Below are 21,812 nucleotides of genomic sequence, written 5' to 3' on the forward strand. Positions count from 1 at the left end.
CTCACATTTCCGGAGACAGTACGGGGGAGCCCATAGACTGCCGCCACTCGACCTGACGCTAGGTCGAAGAGCTTTCCGGCGGCTTGAGGAGCTTGAGGCGCACGCCTCGTCCCCCCTCACGGCTGACGGCATTGTCGCCGATCAGCTCGACGCCGGCGCGGTCAAGCGCCTCGATCACCTTCGTCAACGTATCAACCACACCGCGAACATTGCCTTCGCTCGCTTCCATGCGCTGAACCGTCGGCAGGGAGACCCCCGACAGGTCAGCGAGCTGGCGCTGGTCGATGCCGAGCAGGGCTCGGGCAGCGCGCATCTGGGCAGCGGTGATCATAGGTAGCCTCGCAATTATCAAATACTTAATCTTAATATCAATGTCTAAAACATCAATTTGGATGTTTTAGACATTGATGTCGTCGGTGTGCCGGAAGACAGGTCCGTCCGTCCGGCGACACTGCCTCGCCGTATAGACGAAGCGGTTGATGATTTCACTGAATCTCGACGCATCGCCAAGACGCGACCGAACGGGAGTAGTGGGGCCAGCCCCTACCTTCAAGATCGCCCGGCACCACGGTGAGCACTTGCAAACGGAGATCCAGAGCGAGCAAGTGTCGAGCCATGAACGCGCTTTGCCCCTGGGAAGGCCGTTGCCGTTCAAAAAAATGCCGGCACGAGCGAGCGGCGCAGCCTGAATTCGCGTATCAGCATGAGGCAGGGCTTCTCGAAGCCGCCCACGAATGGGCAACTTCGAGAAGCACGGCTTGAGACGATCTGATTGGTAGTGGCTGACATCATGGCTGTTTTGTTGGGTATCGATACGGGCGGCACCTTTACCGATGCCGTCCTCTATGACGAGGAAAAGGGCGTTCTCGCCAAGGCCAAGTCGCTCACCACCCATCATGATCTGGCCATCGGTGTCGGTGGCGCCGTCGGCGCGGTGCTGGCCCAATCCGATGTCGCGCCTGCACGCATTGCCCTGGTCTCGCTTTCCACCACGCTCGCCACCAACGCCATGGTGGAGGGGCAGGGCGGGCGCGTCGGTCTGGTCTATATCGGCTTCGATGCCGACGATGCCGAGCGTCCGGATCTCAAGGCGGCGTTGAACGGGGACCCGGTTCTGTTGATCGCGGGCGGCCATGATGCCATGGGCCAGATGCGCGCGCCGCTCGACGAGGCGGGGCTGATCGAACAGGCCCGCGCTTTGGCGCCGGGGCTGACCGGTTTTGCCGTGACCGGACGCTTCGCCGTGCTCGATCCCAGCCATGAAATCGCGGCACGCGGGATCCTGCGGCGCGAAACCGGCCTGCCGGTTACCTGCGGCCACGAGCTTTCGGCCAAGCTGGACGGGCCGAAGCGCGCCCTCACTTGCGTGCTGAACGCGCGCCTGATCCACCTTCTCGAGGCGCTGATCGCCGCCACCGAGGGGCGGCTCGCCGCGCTCGGCATCGCCGCGCCCTTGATGGTGGTGCGCGGTGACGGCTCGCTGGTGGCGGCCGAGGTCGCCAAGGCCAAGCCGATCGAGACGATCTTCTCGGGCCCGGCCGCCAGCGCGGTAGGGGGCGCGTTCCTTGCCGGCGCTCCCGACGCGCTGATCTCCGATATCGGCGGCACCACCACCGATGTCGTCGTGCTGCGCGGCGCGAGGCCCCGCATCGATCCGGCCGGCGCCCTGATCGGCGGTTTCCGCACCATGGTGGAAGCCATCGCCATCCGCACCTGCGGCCTCGGCGGCGACAGCGAGGTGGCGATCGAGCAGCACGGCCTCGATACCTCGCTCAAGCTCGGCCCGCGGCGCGCCGTGCCGCTCTCCCTGCTCGCCGACAGCCATGCCGACCTCGTGCATTCAACACTCGACCGCCAGCTCAGGGCCGATTTGCCCAACGATCTCTTCGGCCGTTTCGCCTTGCGCCTTCACCCGCCCCTGGCTGAGCTGCCGGCGCTGGAGGCCGAGGTGCTGGCGCGGCTGGAGGCCGGGCCGATGGCCGCCGACAAGCTGATCAACAGCCGGCGCGAACTCAATGCGCTCCAGCGCCTGGTCAACCGGCGCCTTGCCATCATGTCCGCGCTGACTCCTTCCGACGCCGCGCATCAGCTCGGCCTGCATCACGCCTGGGACAAGGTAGCGGCCGAGAAGGGCCTCACTTTGTTCGCCAGGCGGCGCAACGCCATGGGGCTGCCCTATGCGGATGGCGCCGAGGACCTGGCGCGGCGCATCATCGAGACCCTCACCCGCCGCTCGGCCGAATTCCTCTTGGAATGCGCTTTGGCCGAGGACGGCTTCCGCGAGGCCGGCCTGTCACGCCATGCTTTGGCGGTGGCGGCACTCGACGGCCATAGCGGCCTCGTCAAGATCGGCCTGTCGCTGACGGCGCCGGTGGTGGGACTCGGCGCCTCCGCCGCGACCTATTACGGCGATATCGCCGGCCTGGTCGGCGCACCCTCGCTGGTACCCGAACATGCCGAGGTCGCCAATGCCGTCGGCGCCGTGGTCGGCGGCGTGCACGTCTCGGCTGAGGTGAAGGTGCTGCAGCCGGTGGAGGGTATCTTCCGGGTATTCACTCGGTCGGGCACGCGGGACATCCTCGATCTCGGCGAGGCCCTGGTCCATGCGCAGGAAGCGGCACGGATCCAGGCCGAGAGCGACGCACTCACGGCGGGGGCCGCCACGGTCGAGACCTCTGTGAGCGTCGACGAGAAGAAGATCGTGGCCGAGGGCCGGGAGCTCTTTGTCGAGGCCCTGGTGACGGCCCGGGCATCGGGACGGCCGAGGATCAGTGTGTAGGACTACAGTCGTAGTTCTGTTGTTCCACCGTCATTGCGAGCGTAGCGGAGCAATCCAGAAGCCACGGATGCCGTGTTTCTCGGCCCTTGGATTGCTTCGCTACGCTCGCAATGACGATAGAGGCCGCTGGGAACAGGAACTGAAACTGTATCCGTAAGCCGGAAGGAGCGTGAATCTGCCGCCTCTGCGCGATGTTGACGCATCGAATGACAAATTCGTTCTCCAAAACGTTTTGGGCGACAGCGAAAATCGCAGCTGCGATTGACAGGGTAGGAAATTCCAGCGGAAGATGCCGTTAACCGCGTCGATGCCGGGGAGTGGCCTGCCGAGCTCCCCCTGTCGGAATGCATGCGGAGGGCGGAGCGAATGCCAGGAATGGGTAAGTCGGACCGTCTGCATCATGCGGATCTGGTCTATGCCACCTTGAATGACGGCACCTCTGGTGCCCAGTCCGCGGTCGCGGCCTCCTGGTCGCGCTCCCTCAGCCACTATGGCCTCGATCCCGACCACGCACCTCCGCCGCTTCGCCTCGGCGACAGCGAATTCAAGGCGGTCCTGTCGCGCATGGAACTGCTGGTGCGGCTGGCGCAGGGAACGCTCGACCGCCTGTTCCAGGCCGTCGGCGAGGCCGGCTGCTGCGTGCTTCTTACCGATGATGACGGCGTGCCGCTCGACCGGCGGGGCGTGGCGGGAGACGATGCCGATTTCGAAGCCCTCGGCCTGTGGACCGGCATGGTCTGGAGCGAGCAGAGCGAAGGCACCAACGGTGTCGGCACCTGCATCGCCGAAGGGCGCGCACTGACCATCCATCGCGACCAGCATTTCCTCACCCGCAATATCGGGTTGAGCTGCACGGTGGCGCCGATCTGGGACGCGAATGGCCGCCTGATGGGCACGCTCGACGTCTCGACCTGCCGCTCCGATCTGACACCGGCCCTGTTGAAGCTGGTGGCGGCGGCGACACGGGATGCGGCCGTTCGCATCGAGACCCAGCATTTCCGCGAGGCCTTTCGCCATGCGCGCATCCTGGTCGGGCCCGATGCCGGCAACGGTCCGGCCGGCCTGCTCGCCGTCGACCGGGAAGATCTCGTCATCGGGGCCAGCCGCGCGGCCCGCCTTGTCTATGGGCTGACGGACGAGCATCTGCGCAACCCGTTCCCCGCCAGTGATCTCGTCGACGGTGAAACGGCTTTGCCCGGTGAGGGGTTGCTTGCGGGCGAGCGTTCCGCGGTGCGCCAGGCCTTGTCTCGGGCGAAGGGCAATGTCTCGGCCGCTGCCCGCCTGCTCGGCGTCAGCCGTGCCACCATGCACCGTAAGATCGTGCGGCTCGGCTTGGGGCGGGAGAGCTGAATCTTGGAGCGCGGACTTCTCAGCGACATGAAGACATGTCGCGATGTCCGCTCTTTCTCATTCTTGCAAGCTCAGAGTTTCCAAGAGCGGACTGGAAGTCCGCGCTCCAAAGTCCTCACCTGTCTCATCGATGAGACACATCGTCCCCGGCATCGTTCGCCCCCCTCCTGACAAGCCATCCCCCCGTGCTCATCCTCCTAGCCAGACGACGCCAGTCCCAAAACCTCAATTGGCGCGCTGAAGGAGGAAATTGATGAACAAGCCCGAGATCGTTCGCTCGCCCGGAACGCTGTTCAAGCCCCGCTACGGCAATTTCATCGGTGGCCAATGGCAGGAGCCGCGCAGCGGCAAATATTTCGAAAACACCTCGCCCGTGAACGGCCGGGTGCTTTGCGAGATCGCCCGTTCCGATGCCGCCGACGTCGAAGCCGCCCTCGACGCTGCCCATGCCGCCAAGGATGCCTGGGGCCGCACCAGCGCCGCCGAACGCTCCCTCCTCCTGCTGCGCATCGCCCAGGTGATGGAAGACAATCTGGAAACGCTCGCCCTGGCCGAGACCTGGGACAACGGCAAGCCGATCCGCGAGAGCATGGCCGCCGATTTGCCGCTCGGCGTCGACCATTTCCGCTATTTCGCCGGCGTGCTGCGCGCCCAGGAAGGTGGCATCTCCGAGATCGACCACGACACCGTCGCCTATCATTTCCATGAACCGCTCGGCGTCGTCGGCCAGATCATCCCCTGGAACTTCCCGCTCCTGATGGCGGTCTGGAAGCTCGCCCCGGCGCTCGCCGCCGGCAATTGCGTGGTGATTAAGCCGGCCGAGCAGACGCCGGCCTCCATCCTGGTCCTGGCCGAGCTGATCGGCGACATCCTGCCGCCCGGCGTGCTCAACATCGTCAACGGTTTCGGATTGGAAGCCGGCAAACCTTTGGCGTCCTCCAACCGGATCGCCAAGATCGCCTTCACCGGCGAGACCACCACCGGCCGGCTGATCATGCAATATGCCAGCCAGAACCTGATCCCGGTGACGCTGGAGCTCGGCGGCAAGTCGCCCAACATCTTCTTCAAGGATGTCGCCGCCGAGGACGACGATTTCCTCGACAAGGCGATCGAGGGCTTCGTGATGTTCGCCCTCAACCAGGGCGAGGTCTGCACCTGCCCGAGCCGCGCCCTCGTGCATGAAAGCATCTATGACCGCTTCATCGAGAAGGCGCTGAAGCGCGTCGCCGCCATCAAGCAGGGCGATCCGCTCGACCCCACCACCATGATCGGCGCGCAGGCCTCCTCCGAGCAGCTCGAGAAGATCCTGAGCTATTTCGACATCGGCCGCCAGGAAGGTGCCGAGGTGCTGATCGGCGGCGAGCGTGCCGACCTGCCCGGCGAACTCGCCGGCGGCTATTACGTCAAGCCGACGGTGTTCAAGGGCCACAACAAGATGCGGATCTTCCAGGAGGAGATCTTCGGCCCGGTGGTCTCCGTCACCACCTTCAAGGATGACGAGGAAGCGCTTTCCATCGCCAACGACACGCTCTACGGCCTCGGTGCCGGCATCTGGACGCGCGACGGCACCCGCGCCTATCGCTTCGGCCGCGCCATCCAGGCCGGCCGCGTCTGGACCAATTGCTACCACGCCTATCCGGCCCATGCGGCCTTTGGCGGCTACAAGCAGTCCGGCATCGGTCGCGAGAACCACAAGAAAATGCTCGATCACTACCAGCAGACCAAGAACATGCTGGTCAGCTACTCCCCCAAGAAGCTTGGCTTCTTCTGATCCGCGCCAAAGCGTTCAGCGATTTGGCGGTATCGCCAAGAATCGCAAAACGCGTTTTGTCCCAGGGATCGACTTGGTCGCCCGGTCTCGTACCGGGCGACCCTTTTGAGCAGGGAGGTCATCATGCCCGACGCCATTCTCGAACGCGTAACGGCGACGCCGGCCGCCCTCGACCTGATCGCCAGCCTCCAGGCCCGCTATGGCCCCGTGCTGTTCCACCAGTCGGGCGGGTGCTGCGACGGTTCCTCGCCGATGTGCTATCCGCAGGGTGACTTCATCATCGGGGACCAGGACGTGCTGCTAGGCAGCATCGGCGACGCACCCGTCTATATCAGCGCCCCGCAATTCGCCGCCTGGAGCCACACCCAGCTGATCATCGACGTGGTGCCCGGGCGCGGCGGCATGTTCTCACTGGAGAACGGCACCGAAAAGCGCTTCATCACCCGCTCACGCACCTTTTCGGGCGAGGAGATCTGCGTGCTGCCCGCGGCGAGGAGAGGGGCCTGAAGCATTTCCCGGGTGCGCGGGCATCGCAGCGACATGCGTGCATGTCGTGATGCCCTCATCTGGAAACGCCACATGTACAGGACGGGAAGAGCGGGCAAGATGCCCGCGCACCCGGATCCGCCGCTCAGCCGCGGCCGACCAGCGGCATCTTGGTCGCCATCACCGTCATGAATTGCACATTGGCCTCGAGCGGCAGGCCGGCCATGTAGACCACCGCATCGGCGACATGCTTCACGTCGAAGGTCGGCTCGGGCTTGATCGAACCGTCAGCCTGCGGCACGCCGCCCGGCATCTTGGACGCCATCGGCGTCAGCGTGTTGCCGATGTCGATCTGGCCGCAGGCGATGTCATATTTGCGCCCATCGAGCGAGGAGGATTTGGTCAGGCCGGTCACCGCATGCTTGGAGGCGGTGTAGGGCGCCGAATTCGGGCGCGGCGCCGTGGCCGAGATCGAGCCATTATTGATGATGCGCCCGCCCCGCGGCTCCTGCGCCTTCATCACCCGGAAGGCTTCCTTGGTGCACAGAAACACGCCGGTGACGTTGGTGTCGATCACCGCCTTCCACTGCTCGAAGGGCAGGTCCTCGATCGGCACGCCGGGGGCGATGGTGCCGGCATTGTTGAAGACGAGATCGACACGGCCGAGGGCGGCGACAGTGGCGTCGAACAGAGCCGCGACCGAGGCGGGGTCGGTAACGTCGGAGGCGATGGCGCGGCCGGAGGCCGCCTGCGGGCTTTCGGCGATGGCGGTTTCCAGAGCCTCCTTGCGTCGCCCCGTAAAGACGACAGACCAGCCATCCGCCAGCAGCGCGTGCGCGACGGCCTTGCCGATGCCGCTGGCGGCGCCCGTGACGATGGCGATCTTTCCTTGACCCGACATGGGTTCCTCCCGATTCCAATTCGATTTGTGCTGCAACGCGCAGTGCCACCCGGCCAGGCGGGTTAGGCGTGACAGGCAGTTGCTTCCGTTGTCAGACAAATATCTCTAATCGGAATTTTCGGATAGGGCGAGCCTTCAAGAGAACCAACATGTCAGATCTTCACATCCGCAAGCTTTGCAACGCTCTCATTCCCGATGCGACGCCGTCGAAGCTGGCGCCCGGTGTCGCGGTCAATGCGGCCGATCGCATGCGCCGCAAGGCGGGAGGCCTGTGGGTCGGCGGCCGGGTCGAGATCACGCCGGAAGGGGTCTCCTTCGCCGCCAATGGCCTGAACAGGGCCTTTCATACCGGCCTGCAGCCCGTCCACATTCCGATGACCGCCATACGCAAGGCCTCACGTGAATTCGGCTGGGTCACCGGCATCGTGGCCGTCGAGCATGACGAGGGCACGTTCCGCTTTCGCTGCTACGGAGCTGGCAAGGTTGCGGAGGCGCTGGAGAAGCATATTGCAGGGCGGCAGGAGCGGTGATGATCGCTCGGTGAAAGAGAGGCGTTTCAGGATATGGCGCAGAAATCCTTCCCCGGTTTCGGGGAAGGTGGCGCTGCGCAGCAGCGACGGAAGGGGGGAGAGTGGTGCGGAACAAGACAATACTGCCTGACGACCTGCGCCGCTCTCCCCCACCCGGCCCGGCTACGCCGGTCCACCCTCCCCGAAGTCGGGGAGGGATAGGGCGCGCTTTACCGAGTCGCGAGCGCTTGCCGTAATGAAGCGGTCCCGATCTTTTCACCCCAGGCAGGCGATGATGGTCTCGATCACCCTCTTGGTTTCTTCGGGATCCCTGACGCGGATCGAGTCGACACCGGCCTCCTTGGCCGCATAATCGTTGCCGCCCGGGAAGAGTGCGTCGCCGGCGAAGATCATCTCCTCGATGGCGATGCCCAGCCGGTCGCGCAGCTTGGCGATGCCATAGGCCTTGTCGATGCCCTGCCGCGTCACGTCGATGGAGGTGGCACCGCCCATGCGCACCGAGAAATCCGGGATAGACTTGTCGAGATAGGTTTTCAGGATGGTGCGCTTCTTGAAGTCGGGATCCCAGCTGTGCTTGGCCTCTAGCGGTGCTTCCTGGCCGAGCGCGGACATGGTGATCTGGCTGCCGCGATCCTCGATGCGCTCGCCCCAGATCCGTTCAGGCTTGAAGCCGGCCTCAACGAAGGCCGCTTCCAGCGCGGCGACGATGCGCTGCTTGTCTTCGACCGACAGGTCCTCGCGATAGACCGGAACCCAGCTGCCACCGTCGAAATGGAAGAACTTCGTGCCGCAGGTCGGCAGCAGGTGCAGCCGGTCGAAGCGGTCGCCGGCGGGCAGATTGGCGAGAAACTGCTTTTCGAATTGCGGCCAGTCGCCACCGGAGATCACGGCGACCTGGGCAACGGTGAGAAGCTGGCCCAGGAGGGCGGCCATCTCGGCGTCGATGGCCGATTTGCTCTTGGCAAGCGTGCCGTCGAGATCGAAAATGACGAGTTTCTTCATGAAGAGCTTCGATGTCCCTGGGGAAGGAAAGAGTCCGGCCGTTATAAACGAGTTGGCCGGATGCGCCACTCTACGATGGTACAGTCGGGCTCACCCTTTCGGGGCACGCCGCTTTCCCGGGAACTCTCAGTGATCCATGCCGGTGATCACCCGCTCCACCGCCTCCACGCTGGTCTGCTTGGGATCGATGTCGTCGGCGACGACGCGCCCGCGGCGCATGACGACGATGCGGTCGACCACCTGGAAAACGTGGTGGATGTTGTGGGCGATGAAGATGCAGGAATGGCCGGAACTGCGGGCATTGCGCACGAAATTCAGGACGCCCTGCGTCTCCGCCACGCCCAGATTGTTGGTGGGCTCGTCGAGAATGATCAGGTCGCTGTCGAAATGCATGGCGCGTGCGATGGCCACTGCCTGGCGCTCGCCGCCGGAGAGCGAGCCGATCGGGGTGGTCGGCGCGATGTTCTTGGAGATGCCGACTCTTTTCAGGAGCGTGGTCGCCACCTCGTTCATCTTGGCCTGGTCGAGGCGGTTGAGGAAGCGCGGTCCCGTGATCGGCTCGCGCCCCAGGAAGAGGTTGCGGGCGATCGAGAGCTGCGGCACCAGGGCCGAATCCTGGTAGATCGTCTCGATGCCCTGGGCGATCGCATCGGTGGTCGAGCGCATCTCCACCTTCTTGCCGCGCACGAAGATGTCGCCGGAGGTGGCCGCCACCGCCCCGGACAGGATCTTGATCAGGGTCGATTTGCCGGCCCCGTTGTCGCCGAGCAGCCCGACGATCTCGCGCCGGTTCACCGTGAGGGTGACGTCCTCGATGGCGCGGATGCGGCCATAGGACTTGGCGATGTTCTGCATGCGGATGAGTTCTTCTTGGGTCTCAGCCATCGCTCACCTCCCTTCCTGGTGCCGGCGGTCGAGCCATGAATGCAGCGCCATCATCCCCAGGATGATCGCGCCGATGAAGATGTTGTAGGCCAGGCCCGGCACGCCGATCAGCACGATGCCGTTGCGCATCACGCGCAGGATGAAGATGCCGAGCACCGTGCCGATGATGGTGCCCCGGCCGCCGGTGAGCGCGGTGCCGCCGATCACCACCATGGCGATCACCTCCAGTTCATAGCCCGTGCCCGAATTGGGATTAGCCGAGGAGGTGCGGATCGAGGAAATGACGCCGGCGAGCGTCGAGAGCACCGAGCACAGGATGAACAGCCAGACCTTGGTGGCATCGACATTGACGCCGCGCGCCCGCGCCGCATTGGGATTGCCGCCCGCCGCCTGGATCCAGTTGCCGGCCTTGGTCTTGGTCAGCACATAGCCGAGCACGATCGCGGCGATGGCGAACCAGAGCAGGGACATGTAGACGCGGAAGCCGCCGATATAGAAGGTGCCGACCAGGATGTCGGCGAGCGGCTGGTCGCCCGCGTTCCAGGTGCGCTGGGGAAAGCCGTTGGTGACGAAGAGGGCCGTGCCGCGCACCACCAGCAGCATGCCGAGCGTGACCAGGAAGGACGGAATCTTCAGCCTGGTGACGAAGAGGCCGTTCACCCAGCCGATCAGCGCCGCGACGACAAGGGCGATCAGGAAGGCTGCCCAGAGAGGGGTGGCGCCGGAATTGAACAGCGTCCACATCAGCACCGGCGAGAAGCCGAAGAGCGAGCCGACCGAAAGGTCGAACTCGCCCGAGGTCATCAAGAGCGTCATCGCCAGGGCGATCAGGCCGAGCTCGACGGTGAAGGCCAGGATGTTGCTGAGATTGTCCGCGGAGAGGAAATCGGGGTTGATGCCGCCGAAGATGGCGAGTTCGACGACCAGAAGCACGAAGGGGCCGAATTCGGGCCGTGCGATCGCGCGCTGGAGCAGGGAGTGTTGTTCCACGAGAAGTCCTTGGCGGTGGTGGAAACGGGTGCGGAAAGGGCACTTCGACGATTGGCTCGGCTGTGTCATTGCCAGGCTTGACCCGGCAATCCAGTCTTCGCGGCGGATGGCGAGCCGCTCCCTGGATGCCCGGGTCAGGCCCGGGCATGACACAGCTCCGTACCTCCTACGATATCAAAAGAGGCCGCCGCGCTGGACAGACATTTCCGGCCGCCAGCGCCTGTGAGTGCCCTATTTCTTGCCGCTCAGGATATCGTCATACATCTGGGCGTTGTCCTTCTCGTAGAGCGCGCCCGTGATGACGTTGAAGCCGGGGCGGATGCCGCTGGAGGCCATGGCGGCCATCGACAGCGCTATGTAGCTGGTCGCCTGCGGATCCTGCCATTGCCCGGCATTGACATAGCCGTTCAGCACTTCTTGCGTGGTATCGAGCGAATTGCCCCAGCCGATGACCGGGATTTCGCCGGGCTTGACGCCGACCTGGTCGAACACCCGCTTGATCGAGCCGGTGACGAGGTCGCCCAGACCGATGATCGCCTTGATCTTCTTGCGGTTGGTGGTGAGGTAGTCGGTCATGCGCGAGATGACCTCGGCCTGGTCGAGCGTCGCCTCGGTGACTTCCCAGGTGATGCCGAGCGGCTTGAACACGCTGGAAATGCCCTGCTCCTCCTGCACGCCATAGGTGGCGCCGGGAATTTCCACCGGCATCCAGACGAAGTCGCCTGATTTCACCAGCTTCTTGTCGACCAGATATTGGGCCCAGGCCGCACCGAACTTGACGTTGTCACCGCCGACATAGGCACCGAACTTGGCCTGCGGGTCGGGCGTGTTGAAATTGATGATCGGAATCTTCTTGGCGTTGGCTTCATCGACCACCTTGATCAGGCTGCCGGGATCCGGGCTGGTGGTGACGATGCCGGCCGCTCCTGCCGCGATCGCCGCGCGCACGGCCTCCTGGTGCGAAGCCACGTCGCCATTGTGGAAGGAGGTGTTGACCGTATTGCCGGTGTCGCTAGCCCATTGCTTGGCGCCTGCCAGGAAATAGGTCCAGACCGGGTCGGCGGGGCCGCCATGGGATATCCAGTAGAAGGTCTTCGGGGCGGCCTGCGCCATCGGGAGGGAGACTGCCAGCGCCATTATCGCGCCGGCAACAGCCAAGACGAATTTCCTGATCATGGGAGTGCCTTGCTCGTGTTCCGGGTCTCTGGAGGACCTGCGGGCGCGATCATGGCAATTGTAATACGATTAATCAATGCGCTCTTTGATATGAGATCGCGTCATTGCGGAGCATTCGTCGGGGCGATCGAAAGAAACGGCTCTATTTTACTTCAGGGAATTATCTTGCGATGCGGAAATTATTTGCTGCGGCGCATCAAAATTAACATGGTGTGGTCCAGGTAAGCTTGAGTTCTCTCGATCTGAAGCGCTTTGGTCAACAAAAAGCCCTTCCCTGGAGAGGGAAGGGCGGCAATAGACTCTAAATTCGGATGCGAACCGGATCAGACGCCCAGCTTGCGCTTGCGGCTGCCCAGCGTGCGCAGGCGCAGGGCGTTGAGCTTGATGAAGCCGGCGGCGTCGCGGTGGTCATAGGCGACGGCCCCCTCCTCGAAGGTGACGAGGTCCTGGCTGTAGAGCGAGTTGGGGCTCTCGCGGCCGATGACATGCACGCCGCCCTTGTAGAGCTTGAGGCGCACCGAGCCGGTCACCGCTTCCTGGCTCTTGTCGATCAGGGCCTGCAGCATCTCGCGCTCGGGCGAGAACCAGAAGCCGTTATAGATGAGCTCGGCATATTTCGGCATCAGCTCATCCTTGAGATGGGCGGCACCGCGGTCGAGCGTGATGCTCTCGATGGCGCGGTGGGCGGGCAGCAGGATGGTGCCGCCGGGCGTCTCATACATGCCGCGCGACTTCATGCCGACGAAGCGATTCTCGACCAGGTCGAGACGGCCGATGCCGTTGATGCGCCCGAGCTCGTTGAGCTTGGTGAGCAAAGTCGCCGGGCTCATCTTCACGCCGTCGATGGCGACGGCATCGCCCTTCTCGAAGTCGATCGTGATGATAGTCGGGGTATCAGGCGCATCTTCCGGATTGACCGTGCGCGAATAGACATAGTCCGGCACCTCGATCGCCGGATCCTCCAGCACCTTGCCCTCGGAGGAGCAGTGCAACAGGTTGGCGTCGACGGAGAAAGGCGCCTCGCCGCGCTTGTCCTTGGCGATCGGGATCTGATGCTCTTCAGCGAACTTGATCAGGGCCTCGCGCGAGCGCAGGTCCCATTCGCGCCAGGGCGCGATGATGGTGACGTCGGGCTTGAGGGCATAATAGCCGAGCTCGAAGCGGACCTGGTCGTTGCCCTTGCCGGTGGCGCCATGGCAGACGGCGTCGGCGCCGACCTTCTCGGCGATCTCGATCTGCTTCTTGGCGATCAACGGGCGGGCGATCGAAGTACCGAGCAGGTAGACACCCTCATACTGGGCATTGGCGCGGAACATCGGGAAGACGTAGTCGCGCACGAATTCCTCGCGCAGGTCCTCGATGTAGATGTTTTCCGGCTTGATGCCGAGCAGCAGCGCCTTCTGGCGCGCCGGTTCCAATTCCTCGCCCTGGCCGAGATCGGCCGTGAAGGTGACGACCTCGCAATTATAGGTGGTCTGCAGCCATTTCAGGATGATCGAGGTGTCGAGGCCACCGGAATAGGCGAGCACCACCTTCTTGACGGATTTGGACATCAAAGAGCCTTCGGGTTGGGATTGGCACCGGGCGAGGAACCCGGCGACGAAAATCGCGCGCGACTATAGTCAGCCGGTGCGACAAGACAAGCATGGCGAGCGCTTTCTAGGCGGCCTGTCCGGAGCGTGCCAGTCAAGAAAACTGATGGATGACAGCAAGGTCCTTGAAGTGTCCACGCCGAAAGGCGCGGAACAAGGAGGGGCGATCTCCTCAGCTTCATCGAGAAATGGAGCAGGATCGGCCCTCCAACGCCGGCTATCGTGCATGTTGCCGTCGATGGGCCAGTCGCCGGCGCTCTCCGAAAGTCAGGCCTCCTCGGCAAGCTCGGTGATCTCGGAGAACTTGACCCCTGCAGCGGCGGCCAGCAGGGACAGCCGCTCGCTCACCGCTTCGCTGTCCGGCACGCGAGCCGAACGGCTGACCTCCAGGCGCAACCGGTTCGAACCGATCGACAGGCGAGAGTTCGCCAGCACGGCCGGCGTACCGCCGGACAGGCGGTAGGCCACCAGCAAAGCGCGTCCGAGGATTTCGGCACGGCGGCGATCGGCCGGCGATAGCAGCTTCAGCGCTCCCGCCAGGTAGGGTGCATCGAGCCGGCCGGCATGGCGGGCATGAAGCGCAACGGCGAGGAAGGCTCGCTCGCCATGGTCCAGGCCGATGAAGGGAAATTGTAGCACGCGGCGGTGGCTTTCCTCCGCCCGGATGTCGGGGTGGTCGCGCCAGCCCAGATCCGAGAGGGCGCACAAGGTCACGCGCAGGCGCTTTTCGGCCGGACTTTCATCCGCATAGAGGCCGTCGGTCCAGGCGACCAGGGCCGGCGGAAAATCGGGCACGCGCGAGCCGGGCAGGCCGATCAGCTGGGCGCCCTCGACCAGCGGGTCGAGGTAGCGCTCCTCGGCGTCGAGCTGCGAATAGAGCCAGCCCTCCCGCAGGCCGAGGGCGGAGAACACCACCTCGTCCGGCGCCAGATATTTGAGCACGCGGTCCAGCACCAGGGCGGCGGCGGGCATGGTGCGTGCGCGCCGGCGCGATATGCCCGGCAATTCGGCGATCTTGGCGAGGGGCAGGCGCAGCAATGTCTTGGCAAAGGCGCGGGCCTCGCTCGCCGGGATGCGATAGCCATGCACCACGGGAACCGGCGCGGCATGCGTCGCCATATGGGCCTTGGCAAAGGTCCGCCAGCCGCCGCCGACCGCAAAGAAGATCGGCTGCTTCAGGAAGGGGGCGGGCGTCTTGTCCTTCAGCAGCGCATCGATACGCCGTTTCGCATCGTCCGGGCCCTGCATCAGCGCCTCGACCGGCAGGGCTCCCAGGGGAAAACTGACCCAGTCCTCGCCGACCCGGTCATCCAGGGCGGCGGCCAGTTCCAGGCTGCCCCCGCCCATGTCGCCGACGATGCCGGCGGGACGGTGGAAGCCGGAGATGACACCGAGCGCCGCAAATCGGGCCTCTTCGGCGCCGCTGAGGATGCGCACGTCGACCCCCGCCTCCGTCCGGATGGCCTCGACAAGATCCTTGCCGTTCTCGGCCCGGCGCACCGCCTCCGTGGCGGTGGCATCAAGACGGGCAACGCCCATAGCATCGGCAACGGCGCGAAAACGCCGCACGGCCTCGACCGTCCGACGGAACCCCTCGACGGAGATCAGCCCGGTCTGGGCCAGGCCTTCGCCGAGACGGCAGAGCGATTTTTCATTGAAGCGCGGCAGCGGGGCGCGACCGAGCTGGTCATAGACCACGAGGCGGACCGAATTGGAGCCGATGTCGATGATGCCGTAATGCGCCCGATCGAGGCGCCCGGCCCGCTTCGGATCGAGTTCGAGTGGGCGATGAACGGCTGCCGTACCGGTGCTGGTCCCCATGAAGCGCTCCCCAATGCATGCCGGGAATCTGGTGTTGGTCCCAGAATTGCGTATGGGGGATCATGGAGGATGCAGGCCGCTTCGTCCATCCGCGCGGTGGGCGGGACGTGGCCTATCGCGGGACGTCTTTCTCAGATCCGCTCGCCCGTCAGCCGGTGGGCGAGCATCTCGATGAAGAGACGGGTCCGCGCCGGTGTGCCGACATTGCTCGGCCAGACGGCGCTTACCGGGGTCGGCGGAGGCTCGTAGTCCGTCAGAAGCAAGTCCAACTGGCCGTCGTCGATCTCGCGACGCACCTGCCAGAGCGGTGCGATGCCAATGCCGGCACCGAGAAGGACAGCCGCATTGGCCGTCGCGGCATCGTTGCATTTCAAGGGTCCCTTGACCGGGATGCGCACAAGGCGGCTGTCGACCAGGAATGGCCAGGCATCCCCCTCCGGTCCGATGGTACGGATGACGCATAGATGGGTAGAGAGGTCGGCGGGCGTCCGGGGATGGCCGTGCCGCATCAGATAGGCAGGGGCGGCCACGATGACACGGCGAAGCTGCGTAATTCGTCGGGACCGCAGGCTGGAAGCGCCGAGATCGCCGACCCGGATCGCGACGTCCAGGCGCTCCTCGATCAGGTGAGAGAGGGCGTCGTCGAGCACAAACTCGATCTCGACTTCCGGAAAGCGCTGGGCAAACGCCACGGCGGTCGGCACCACGAAGCGAGAGGCAAAATGGATCGAGGCGCTGATGCGGAACAGGCCGCCGATGCGTTGCGCCTCGCGCCGGGCCTCCGAGCGGGCATCGTCGATGTCCTTCAGCGCCGTGCGCAAGCGCTCGCGCAGGACCATTCCGGTCGGCGTCGTCTGCAGGCGACGCGTCGTTCGCCGGATGAGCTCGACGCCCAGTTCCTCTTCGAGCGAGGCGATCGCCCGGCTGACGGCCTGCAGGGACCGGTTCAGATGATGGGCGGCTGCCGTGAGGCTGCCGCGCTCGACCGTTTCGACGAAGGCTTCATATTGCTCGATGCTGGCCATATTCTCACGAGAAATGGAATAATTATTCAATAATAATGGCTATTATCACCCCAGTGGGATGGATGCAAAATCGAAGCCGATCCTCGCATCGGGAAACAGCCCCCATGTCTTCCATCTCGACGTCTTCCATCTCGACGTCTTCCATCTCGACTTCGTCCATTCCGGCAACCAAGGCGGGACCGACGCCTGCCGAACCGGTTTCCGGTCTGCCCGCCGGGCTCACGCTCCTGTTCGCTGTCTCCGTTGCGATCGTCGTGCTTGGCCTCTTTGCCTCACAGCCGCTCATCGGCCTGATCGGCCCTGCCTTCGGTTTCGGTGCGAGCGAGGCGGGATTCGTCACCACGCTTACCTTGCTCGGTTATGCCAGTGGCTTGTTTCTCCTGGTGCCGCTGGCCGACATCGTCGAAAACCGGCGCCTGATCGTTGCAACGCTGGCGGTCGAGGCGATTGCCCTGGCAGCGGTCGCCTGTGCGCCGACACCGGCCTTGTTCCTGGCGGCTTGCTATGTCTGCGGCGTGGCGGCGAGTGCCATCCAGATGCTGGTGCCGGCCGCTGCGCAGTTGAGTTCACCCACCCATCGCGGACGGGTCGTCGGCAATGTGATGAGCGGCCTGATGATCGGTATTCTGGTCTCGCGGCCGGCCGCCAGTCTCGTGGCGGAGGTCGCCGGCTGGCGCTGGTTTTATGGTGGCCTTGCCGTTCTCGTCGCAGGCCTGGCCTCGATGCTGGTTTTCGTCGTTCCACGCCGCCAGCCGGCGGGCGCCGAGAGCTATGTGCGGCTGATCGGATCGCTGTGGACGATCCTGCGCCAGGAGCCCGTGTTGCGGCGACGTGCGGCCTACCAGGCGCTGTGCATGGTGGCCTTCGGCGTGTTCTGGACGTCGGTGGCGCTTCGTCTCGCCCAGGCTCCCTTCGGCCTCAGCCAGACTGGAATCGCCCTGTTCGCCCTGGCCGGCGCCGCCGGCGCCGTGGTGGCGCCACTCGCCGGGCGTGCAGGAGACAGAGGGAGGACACGCGGCGCTACCCTGCTCGCCCATCTCGCCGTGATCGGCGCCATGGTCCTGGCCGAGATCGGCGGCGACATCCTGGCCCGCGGGGCATCGCCGGGGGCTTGCCATGGCGCGCTCGCGACTTTGGCCGCCGCGGCGATTCTGCTCGACCTCGGCGTCGTCGGCGACCAGACCCTGGGGCGGCGTGCCATCAATCTGTTGCGGCCGGAGGCGCGCGGACGCGTCAACGGCCTTTTCACGGGCCTGTTCTTCATCGGCACGTCGATGGGGGCGGGGTTGTCGGGCTTTGCCTGGGTCCATGCGGGCTGGCCCGGCATATGCACGGTGGGCGCGGCCTTCGGCGCCGCCGCCCTCATCACCTTTATCACGGAGCAGGCCGAGGGCGGTGCCTCTCGAGGCTGAATGGCTCTCTTCTGCCGCCCGTCACAGCTTGCGGAGCGAGACCTGCTCGATGTCGTGGCTGTCGCCCTTGCGCAGGATCAGGTCGGCGCGCGGGCGGGTCGGCAGGATGTTCTCGATCAGATTGGGCTGGTTGATGCGGCTCCACAGGCCGAGCGCCGTCTCCAGCGCTTCGGCCTCCGTGAGGTCGGCATATTTGCGGAAGAAGGAGAGCGGATTGCGGAAGGCCGTCTCGCGCAGGGTCATGAAGCGCTCGACATACCAGCGCCTGAGCAGCGCGACTTCGGCGTCGAGATAGATGGCGAAGTCGAAGAAGTCCGAGGTGAAGGGGATCGCCTTGCCGTCGCGGGGCAGGCGGGCCGGCTGCAAGACATTGAGCCCTTCGACGATCAGGATGTCGGGCTGGTCCACCGTGACGATCTCGCCCGGCACCACGTCGTAGACGAGGTGGGAATAGACCGGCGCCGTGACCTTGCCCTGGCCGGCCTTGATATCGGCCAGGAAGCGCAGCAGGCGCTGGGTGTCGTAGCTTTCGGGGAAGCCCTTGCGCTCCATCAGGCCGTGTTCGCGCAGGAAGGCGTTGGGAAACAGGAAGCCGTCCGTGGTGATCAGGTCGACCTTCGGCGTGTTGGGCCAGCGCGTCAGCAATTGGCGCAGCACGCGGGCGGTGGTCGACTTGCCGACCGCGACCGAGCCGGCTACGCCGATCAGATAGGGCACCTTGCCTTGGCTGGTGCCGAGAAAGCGCTGGGTGGCGCGGTGCAGCCCCTGCGTCGCCGCGACATAGAGCGAGAGCAGGCGCGACAGCGGCAGGTAGATTTCTTCCACGTCGGTCAGCGAGACCGGGTCGTTGAGGGCGCGCAGGCGGTCGAGCTCGGCCGCCGTCAAGGTCATCGGCGTATCGGCCCGCAGCTTGGCCCATTCGCTGCGGGTGAACACCGAATAGGGCGACACGGGCGACTTCACGAGCTGGTCCATGGCGTTTGCCTGCCCCTCAACTATCGGCGTCATCTAGGACGGGACGCTTTTTCGGCAAGGCCGGATTGGCCGGTGCGCCGCTCGAGCTCCTGCAGGACCGAAGCGAGCGGGATGTTGCGTGCCTTGAGGCCGACGAGCAAATGATAGAGCACGTCGGCGGCTTCGGCGACGATCGGGCCTTCCTCGCCCTCGGTAAGGGCGATGACGAGTTCCACCGCCTCCTCCCCGAATTTCTTGGCGGCGCGCGGCGGCCCGCCGGCCAGCAGCTTGGCCGTCCAGGACTGCTCCGGCGGCGCCTTGGCCCGCTCGGCCACCCGGGCTTCGAGATCGGTCAAGGAAAAGCTCATGCTGCCAATCCGTCGAGACGCATCGGCAGGCCCGCCTTAGCCATATAGGTCTTGGCCTCGCGGATCGAGAAGGTGCCGAAATGGAAGATCGAGGCGGCGAGAACCGCGCTGGCATGGCCGTCACGCACCCCCTCGACCAGATGTTCGAGCGTGCCCACGCCGCCCGAGGCGATCACCGGCACGCCGACCCTGTCGGCGATGGCGCGGGTGAGATCGAGGTCGAAGCCGATCTTGGTGCCGTCACGGTCCATCGAGGTGAGCAGCAATTCGCCGGCACCGAGCTGCACGACATCCTCGGCGAAGGCGACGGCGTCGATGCCGGTCGGACGGCGCCCGCCATGGGTGAAGATCTCCCAGCGAGGGGTCTCGCCGCCGCTCGAGACCCTCTTGGCGTCGATGGCGACGACGATGCATTGCTGGCCGAACTTCTCGGCCGCACGGGCCACGAACTGCCTGTCGGCCACCGCAGCCGAATTGATCGAGACCTTGTCGGCGCCGGCGAGGAGAAGCTGGCGGATGTCTTCCACCGCGCGCACGCCGCCGCCGACGGTGAGCGGCATGAAGCAGGCCTCGGCGGTGCGGCTGATCACGTCGAGCAGCAGGCCGCGGTTCTCATGGGTGGCGGCGATGTCGAGGAAGCATAATTCGTCGGCGCCGGCCGCGTCATAGGCACGCGCGCTCTCGACTGGATCTCCGGCATCGACGAGATCGACGAAATTCACGCCCTTGACGACACGGCCGTCCTTGACGTCGAGGCAGGGGATCACGCGGGCTTTGAGCATCGACCTTCTTGACCGAGATTGCGGGCCGTTGGTGGCACCATGACAGAATTATAGAGGAAAATCACGCGGTTCGCCCTGTTCAGGCCGCCTTGCCCAACAGAGCGAGAGCCTCCTGCGGGTCGAGGCGGCGATCATAGAGAGCGCGGCCGGCGATGGCACCCTCGAGCAGCGCTGCATCGGGCTGGACCAGGCGTTCGACATCGGCGATCGAGGCAAGCCCCCCCGAGGCGATCACCGGGATCGAGACCGCCCGGGCCAAAGCGAGCGTGCCGTCCCAGTCGATGCCCTTGAGCATGCCGTCCCGAGCGATGTTGGTGTAGATGATGGCTGAGACGCCGGCATCCTCGAAACGCTTGGCGATTTCTTCGGCGGTCACGGTAGAAACCTCGGCCCAGCCCTCGACCGCGACGAGGCCGTCGCGCGCGTCGAGACCGACGGCGATCTGCCCCGGGAAGGCCTTGGCGGCTTCCTTGACGAAGGCGGGATCGCGGACGGCCGCCGTGCCGATGATCACGCGCGCGATGCCCTTGTCCAGCCAGGCCGCCACGGTGCGCATGTCGCGGATGCCGCCGCCCAGTTGCACCTTCATGGTGCAGGCGGCGAGGATGCGCTCCACGGCGGCCGAGTTCATCGGCTTGCCGGCGAAGGCGCCGTCGAGATCGACGACGTGCAGATGAGAAAAGCCCATGTCCTCGAAGGCGATCGCCTGTTCGGCCGGATCGTCGTTGAAGACGGTGGCCTGGGCCATGTCGCCCTGGATGAGGCGCACGCAGCGCCCTTCCTTGAGATCGATTGCAGGAAAGAGGATCACGGGCGCCACCGCAGGAAGTTGGCGATCAAAGCCAGGCCGAGGGCCTGGCTCTTCTCGGGATGAAACTGGGTTCCCACCATGTTGGCACGGCCGACCATGGCCGTGACCGGGCCGCCATAGTCGGCCTGCGCGATCACGTCGGCCGGATCGGCGGCCGCCAGATGATAGGAATGGACGAAATAGGCATGCAGGCCGGAGGGACCGGTCGGAATGCCGGCAAGGAGGGCATGCTCGCGCCTGGCGGACAGTGTGTTCCAGCCCATATGCGGCACCTTGAGAGCCGGATCTGCAGGCTGGATCGCCGTGACGTCGCCGCCGATCCAGCCGAGCCCTTCGGTGGTCTCGAATTCGAGGCCGCGCTCGGCCATCAGCTGCATGCCGACGCAGATGCCGAGGAAGGGCCGTCCCTTGGTGGTGACGGCATGGCCGAGAGCCTCGATCATGCCGGGCACGGCGGTCAAGCCGCGCTTGCAATCGGCATAGGCGCCCACGCCCGGCAGCACGACATGGTCGGCGCCGGCCACCCGCTCGGGATCATCGGTCACTTCGATGGCGACGGACAGACCGGCTTCGGCTGCGGCGCGTTCGAAGGCCTTGCGGGCGGAATGCAGATTGCCCGAGCCGTAATCGATGATGGTTGCGATCAAGGTTTTGTTCCATGCGGTTCGGGGAAGACGCCGAGCACGTTCGGCGAGCCGCCGTTCCGGCCAAGGGCGGAGGACCAGGGGCCGGGGAATTCCTGGCCGAGAGGACGCGAACCTGCCGTCGGCGGGTTCGCGGCAGCCGAAGCGACGAGGGAGCGCCCTTCGAAATGGCGTTGTTCGGCCTCATCGAGGGTGTGGCCGGAGGCGACGCCTGTGAAGCGCCAGCCCTGGCGGCGCATGGTCCAGGCGCGCAGGGCATTTGCCTCCAGGGCAAAGCAGAGGCTGACCAGGAGCGAGACGATTCCGGCGGCGCGCTGGTCTAGGGAGAATGTCGATGTCAGTACGGCAAGCGCCACCTGCAGCCCCAGCCAGGCCAGGAACACCAGCCACATCCTGCGCCATAGCAGCCACACCGGCGTGACCAGAAAGGCGCCGAGGCTGAAGCCATCCTTGACGAAGACGGACTTATCGGCGGCTTCCAGCGTATCGGGAGCGGTCTTGGCGGGCTCGAAAACGAACCAGCTCGGCATCGT

Annotated in this window: 21 protein-coding genes; 6 read left to right on the plus strand and 15 right to left on the minus strand. The window is 65.1% G+C overall.

What is annotated here, in order from left to right:
• Nucleotides 1-58: 58 nt before the first annotated feature.
• Nucleotides 59-331: a helix-turn-helix domain-containing protein gene (locus tag U1R88_RS13260; protein WP_068293010.1), complete on the minus strand. Its 273-nt coding sequence runs from the start codon at nt 329-331 to the stop codon at nt 59-61.
• A 459-nt stretch (nt 332-790) separates the two neighbouring features.
• Here U1R88_RS13260 and U1R88_RS13265 point away from each other — a divergent pair, with 459 nt between their 5' ends.
• The 4 genes from U1R88_RS13265 (at nt 791) to U1R88_RS13280 (ending at nt 6,407) form a co-directional block, all read left to right on the plus strand.
• Nucleotides 791-2,779 carry a hydantoinase/oxoprolinase family protein gene (locus U1R88_RS13265; protein WP_322431641.1) on the plus strand — a complete coding sequence of 663 codons (1,989 nt, stop codon included), beginning with the start codon at nt 791-793 and terminating at the stop codon, nt 2,777-2,779.
• Nucleotides 2,780-3,154: 375 nt separating this feature from the next.
• Nucleotides 3,155-4,129 (plus strand): GAF domain-containing protein, encoded by a 975-nt coding sequence (locus U1R88_RS13270; protein ID WP_322431642.1) that lies wholly within the window; start codon nt 3,155-3,157, stop codon nt 4,127-4,129.
• A gap of 253 nt (nt 4,130-4,382) precedes the next feature.
• Nucleotides 4,383-5,900, plus strand: coding sequence for an aldehyde dehydrogenase (gene adh / locus U1R88_RS13275; RefSeq protein ID WP_322431643.1), 1,518 nt, complete (start codon nt 4,383-4,385; stop codon nt 5,898-5,900).
• 123 nt (nt 5,901-6,023) lie between these two features.
• The gene (locus U1R88_RS13280; protein ID WP_322431644.1) at nt 6,024-6,407 is read left to right on the plus strand and encodes a DUF779 domain-containing protein; all 384 of its coding nucleotides are present in this window, start codon (nt 6,024-6,026) and stop codon (nt 6,405-6,407) included.
• 124 nt (nt 6,408-6,531) lie between these two features.
• Here U1R88_RS13280 and U1R88_RS13285 read toward each other — a convergent pair whose 3' ends face one another.
• Nucleotides 6,532-7,287 (minus strand): SDR family oxidoreductase, encoded by a 756-nt coding sequence (locus U1R88_RS13285; RefSeq protein WP_322431645.1) that lies wholly within the window; start codon nt 7,285-7,287, stop codon nt 6,532-6,534.
• 149 nt (nt 7,288-7,436) lie between these two features.
• On the opposite strand from U1R88_RS13285, the gene U1R88_RS13290 reads away from it, so the two are divergent.
• Complete coding sequence (locus U1R88_RS13290; protein WP_322431646.1) at nt 7,437-7,817, plus strand: hypothetical protein; 381 nt, start codon at nt 7,437-7,439, stop codon at nt 7,815-7,817.
• A gap of 255 nt (nt 7,818-8,072) precedes the next feature.
• Here U1R88_RS13290 and U1R88_RS13295 read toward each other — a convergent pair whose 3' ends face one another.
• From U1R88_RS13295 to U1R88_RS13325, 7 genes are all read right to left on the minus strand, one after another.
• Nucleotides 8,073-8,819 (minus strand): HAD-IIB family hydrolase, encoded by a 747-nt coding sequence (locus U1R88_RS13295; RefSeq protein WP_322431647.1) that lies wholly within the window; start codon nt 8,817-8,819, stop codon nt 8,073-8,075.
• A gap of 126 nt (nt 8,820-8,945) precedes the next feature.
• Complete coding sequence (locus tag U1R88_RS13300; RefSeq protein WP_322431648.1) at nt 8,946-9,704, minus strand: ATP-binding cassette domain-containing protein; 759 nt, start codon at nt 9,702-9,704, stop codon at nt 8,946-8,948.
• Nucleotides 9,705-9,707: 3 nt separating this feature from the next.
• Nucleotides 9,708-10,694, minus strand: coding sequence for an ABC transporter permease (locus U1R88_RS13305; RefSeq protein WP_322431649.1), 987 nt, complete (start codon nt 10,692-10,694; stop codon nt 9,708-9,710).
• A 231-nt stretch (nt 10,695-10,925) separates the two neighbouring features.
• A complete protein-coding gene (locus U1R88_RS13310; RefSeq protein WP_425545432.1) occupies nt 10,926-11,831 on the minus strand; it encodes a substrate-binding domain-containing protein in 906 nt (301 codons plus the stop codon).
• A 362-nt stretch (nt 11,832-12,193) separates the two neighbouring features.
• Entirely contained in the window at nt 12,194-13,423 is a 1,230-nt protein-coding gene (locus tag U1R88_RS13315) for an argininosuccinate synthase (RefSeq protein WP_068293043.1), read from the minus strand.
• A 306-nt stretch (nt 13,424-13,729) separates the two neighbouring features.
• A complete protein-coding gene (locus tag U1R88_RS13320) occupies nt 13,730-15,283 on the minus strand; it encodes a Ppx/GppA family phosphatase (RefSeq protein WP_082979984.1) in 1,554 nt (517 codons plus the stop codon).
• A gap of 131 nt (nt 15,284-15,414) precedes the next feature.
• Nucleotides 15,415-16,308, minus strand: coding sequence for a LysR family transcriptional regulator (locus U1R88_RS13325; RefSeq protein WP_322431651.1), 894 nt, complete (start codon nt 16,306-16,308; stop codon nt 15,415-15,417).
• A 104-nt stretch (nt 16,309-16,412) separates the two neighbouring features.
• On the opposite strand from U1R88_RS13325, the gene U1R88_RS13330 reads away from it, so the two are divergent.
• Nucleotides 16,413-17,720, plus strand: a complete 1,308-nt coding sequence (locus U1R88_RS13330) for an MFS transporter (protein WP_322431653.1) — start codon at nt 16,413-16,415, stop codon at nt 17,718-17,720.
• 21 nt (nt 17,721-17,741) lie between these two features.
• Here the strand turns inward: U1R88_RS13330 and coaA are convergent, their stop codons facing one another.
• The 6 genes from coaA to U1R88_RS13360 form a co-directional block, all read right to left on the minus strand.
• The gene (gene coaA / locus U1R88_RS13335; RefSeq protein WP_082979986.1) at nt 17,742-18,695 is read right to left on the minus strand and encodes a type I pantothenate kinase; all 954 of its coding nucleotides are present in this window, start codon (nt 18,693-18,695) and stop codon (nt 17,742-17,744) included.
• A gap of 29 nt (nt 18,696-18,724) precedes the next feature.
• Nucleotides 18,725-19,042: a phosphoribosyl-ATP diphosphatase gene (locus U1R88_RS13340; RefSeq protein WP_068293051.1), complete on the minus strand. Its 318-nt coding sequence runs from the start codon at nt 19,040-19,042 to the stop codon at nt 18,725-18,727.
• Complete coding sequence (hisF, locus tag U1R88_RS13345; RefSeq protein ID WP_322431654.1) at nt 19,039-19,824, minus strand: imidazole glycerol phosphate synthase subunit HisF; 786 nt, start codon at nt 19,822-19,824, stop codon at nt 19,039-19,041. The genes U1R88_RS13340 and hisF overlap by 4 nt, the downstream gene beginning before the upstream one ends.
• 79 nt (nt 19,825-19,903) lie before the next feature.
• Complete coding sequence (gene hisA, locus U1R88_RS13350) at nt 19,904-20,644, minus strand: 1-(5-phosphoribosyl)-5-[(5-phosphoribosylamino)methylideneamino]imidazole-4-carboxamide isomerase (protein ID WP_322431655.1); 741 nt, start codon at nt 20,642-20,644, stop codon at nt 19,904-19,906.
• Nucleotides 20,632-21,282: an imidazole glycerol phosphate synthase subunit HisH gene (gene hisH, locus U1R88_RS13355; RefSeq protein ID WP_322431656.1), complete on the minus strand. Its 651-nt coding sequence runs from the start codon at nt 21,280-21,282 to the stop codon at nt 20,632-20,634. Before hisH ends, hisA begins: the two co-directional genes overlap by 13 nt.
• Nucleotides 21,279-21,809 (minus strand): DUF2628 domain-containing protein, encoded by a 531-nt coding sequence (locus tag U1R88_RS13360; protein ID WP_322431657.1) that lies wholly within the window; start codon nt 21,807-21,809, stop codon nt 21,279-21,281. The genes hisH and U1R88_RS13360 overlap by 4 nt, the downstream gene beginning before the upstream one ends.
• Between the last annotated feature and the right edge of the window lie 3 nt (nt 21,810-21,812).

Source organism: Labrys sedimenti, from assembly GCF_034424805.1.
GTDB lineage: Bacteria > Pseudomonadota > Alphaproteobacteria > Rhizobiales > Labraceae > Labrys > Labrys sedimenti.

Coding starts and splice junctions, on each gene's coding strand:
- U1R88_RS13260 (WP_068293010.1), bottom strand. CDS start 331: ATGATCACCGCTGCCCAGATGCGCGCTGCCCGAGCCCTGCTCGGCATC.
- U1R88_RS13265 (WP_322431641.1), top strand. CDS start 791: ATGGCTGTTTTGTTGGGTATCGATACGGGCGGCACCTTTACCGATGCC.
- U1R88_RS13270 (WP_322431642.1), top strand. CDS start 3,155: ATGGGTAAGTCGGACCGTCTGCATCATGCGGATCTGGTCTATGCCACC.
- adh (WP_322431643.1), top strand. CDS start 4,383: ATGAACAAGCCCGAGATCGTTCGCTCGCCCGGAACGCTGTTCAAGCCC.
- U1R88_RS13280 (WP_322431644.1), top strand. CDS start 6,024: ATGCCCGACGCCATTCTCGAACGCGTAACGGCGACGCCGGCCGCCCTC.
- U1R88_RS13285 (WP_322431645.1), bottom strand. CDS start 7,287: ATGTCGGGTCAAGGAAAGATCGCCATCGTCACGGGCGCCGCCAGCGGC.
- U1R88_RS13290 (WP_322431646.1), top strand. CDS start 7,437: ATGTCAGATCTTCACATCCGCAAGCTTTGCAACGCTCTCATTCCCGAT.
- U1R88_RS13295 (WP_322431647.1), bottom strand. CDS start 8,819: ATGAAGAAACTCGTCATTTTCGATCTCGACGGCACGCTTGCCAAGAGC.
- U1R88_RS13300 (WP_322431648.1), bottom strand. CDS start 9,704: ATGGCTGAGACCCAAGAAGAACTCATCCGCATGCAGAACATCGCCAAG.
- U1R88_RS13310 (WP_425545432.1), bottom strand. CDS start 11,831: ATGGCGCTGGCAGTCTCCCTCCCGATGGCGCAGGCCGCCCCGAAGACC.
- U1R88_RS13315 (WP_068293043.1), bottom strand. CDS start 13,423: ATGTCCAAATCCGTCAAGAAGGTGGTGCTCGCCTATTCCGGTGGCCTC.
- U1R88_RS13320 (WP_082979984.1), bottom strand. CDS start 15,283: ATGGGGACCAGCACCGGTACGGCAGCCGTTCATCGCCCACTCGAACTC.
- U1R88_RS13325 (WP_322431651.1), bottom strand. CDS start 16,308: ATGGCCAGCATCGAGCAATATGAAGCCTTCGTCGAAACGGTCGAGCGC.
- U1R88_RS13330 (WP_322431653.1), top strand. CDS start 16,413: ATGTCTTCCATCTCGACGTCTTCCATCTCGACGTCTTCCATCTCGACT.
- coaA (WP_082979986.1), bottom strand. CDS start 18,695: ATGGACCAGCTCGTGAAGTCGCCCGTGTCGCCCTATTCGGTGTTCACC.
- U1R88_RS13340 (WP_068293051.1), bottom strand. CDS start 19,042: ATGAGCTTTTCCTTGACCGATCTCGAAGCCCGGGTGGCCGAGCGGGCC.
- hisF (WP_322431654.1), bottom strand. CDS start 19,824: ATGCTCAAAGCCCGCGTGATCCCCTGCCTCGACGTCAAGGACGGCCGT.
- U1R88_RS13360 (WP_322431657.1), bottom strand. CDS start 21,809: ATGCCGAGCTGGTTCGTTTTCGAGCCCGCCAAGACCGCTCCCGATACG.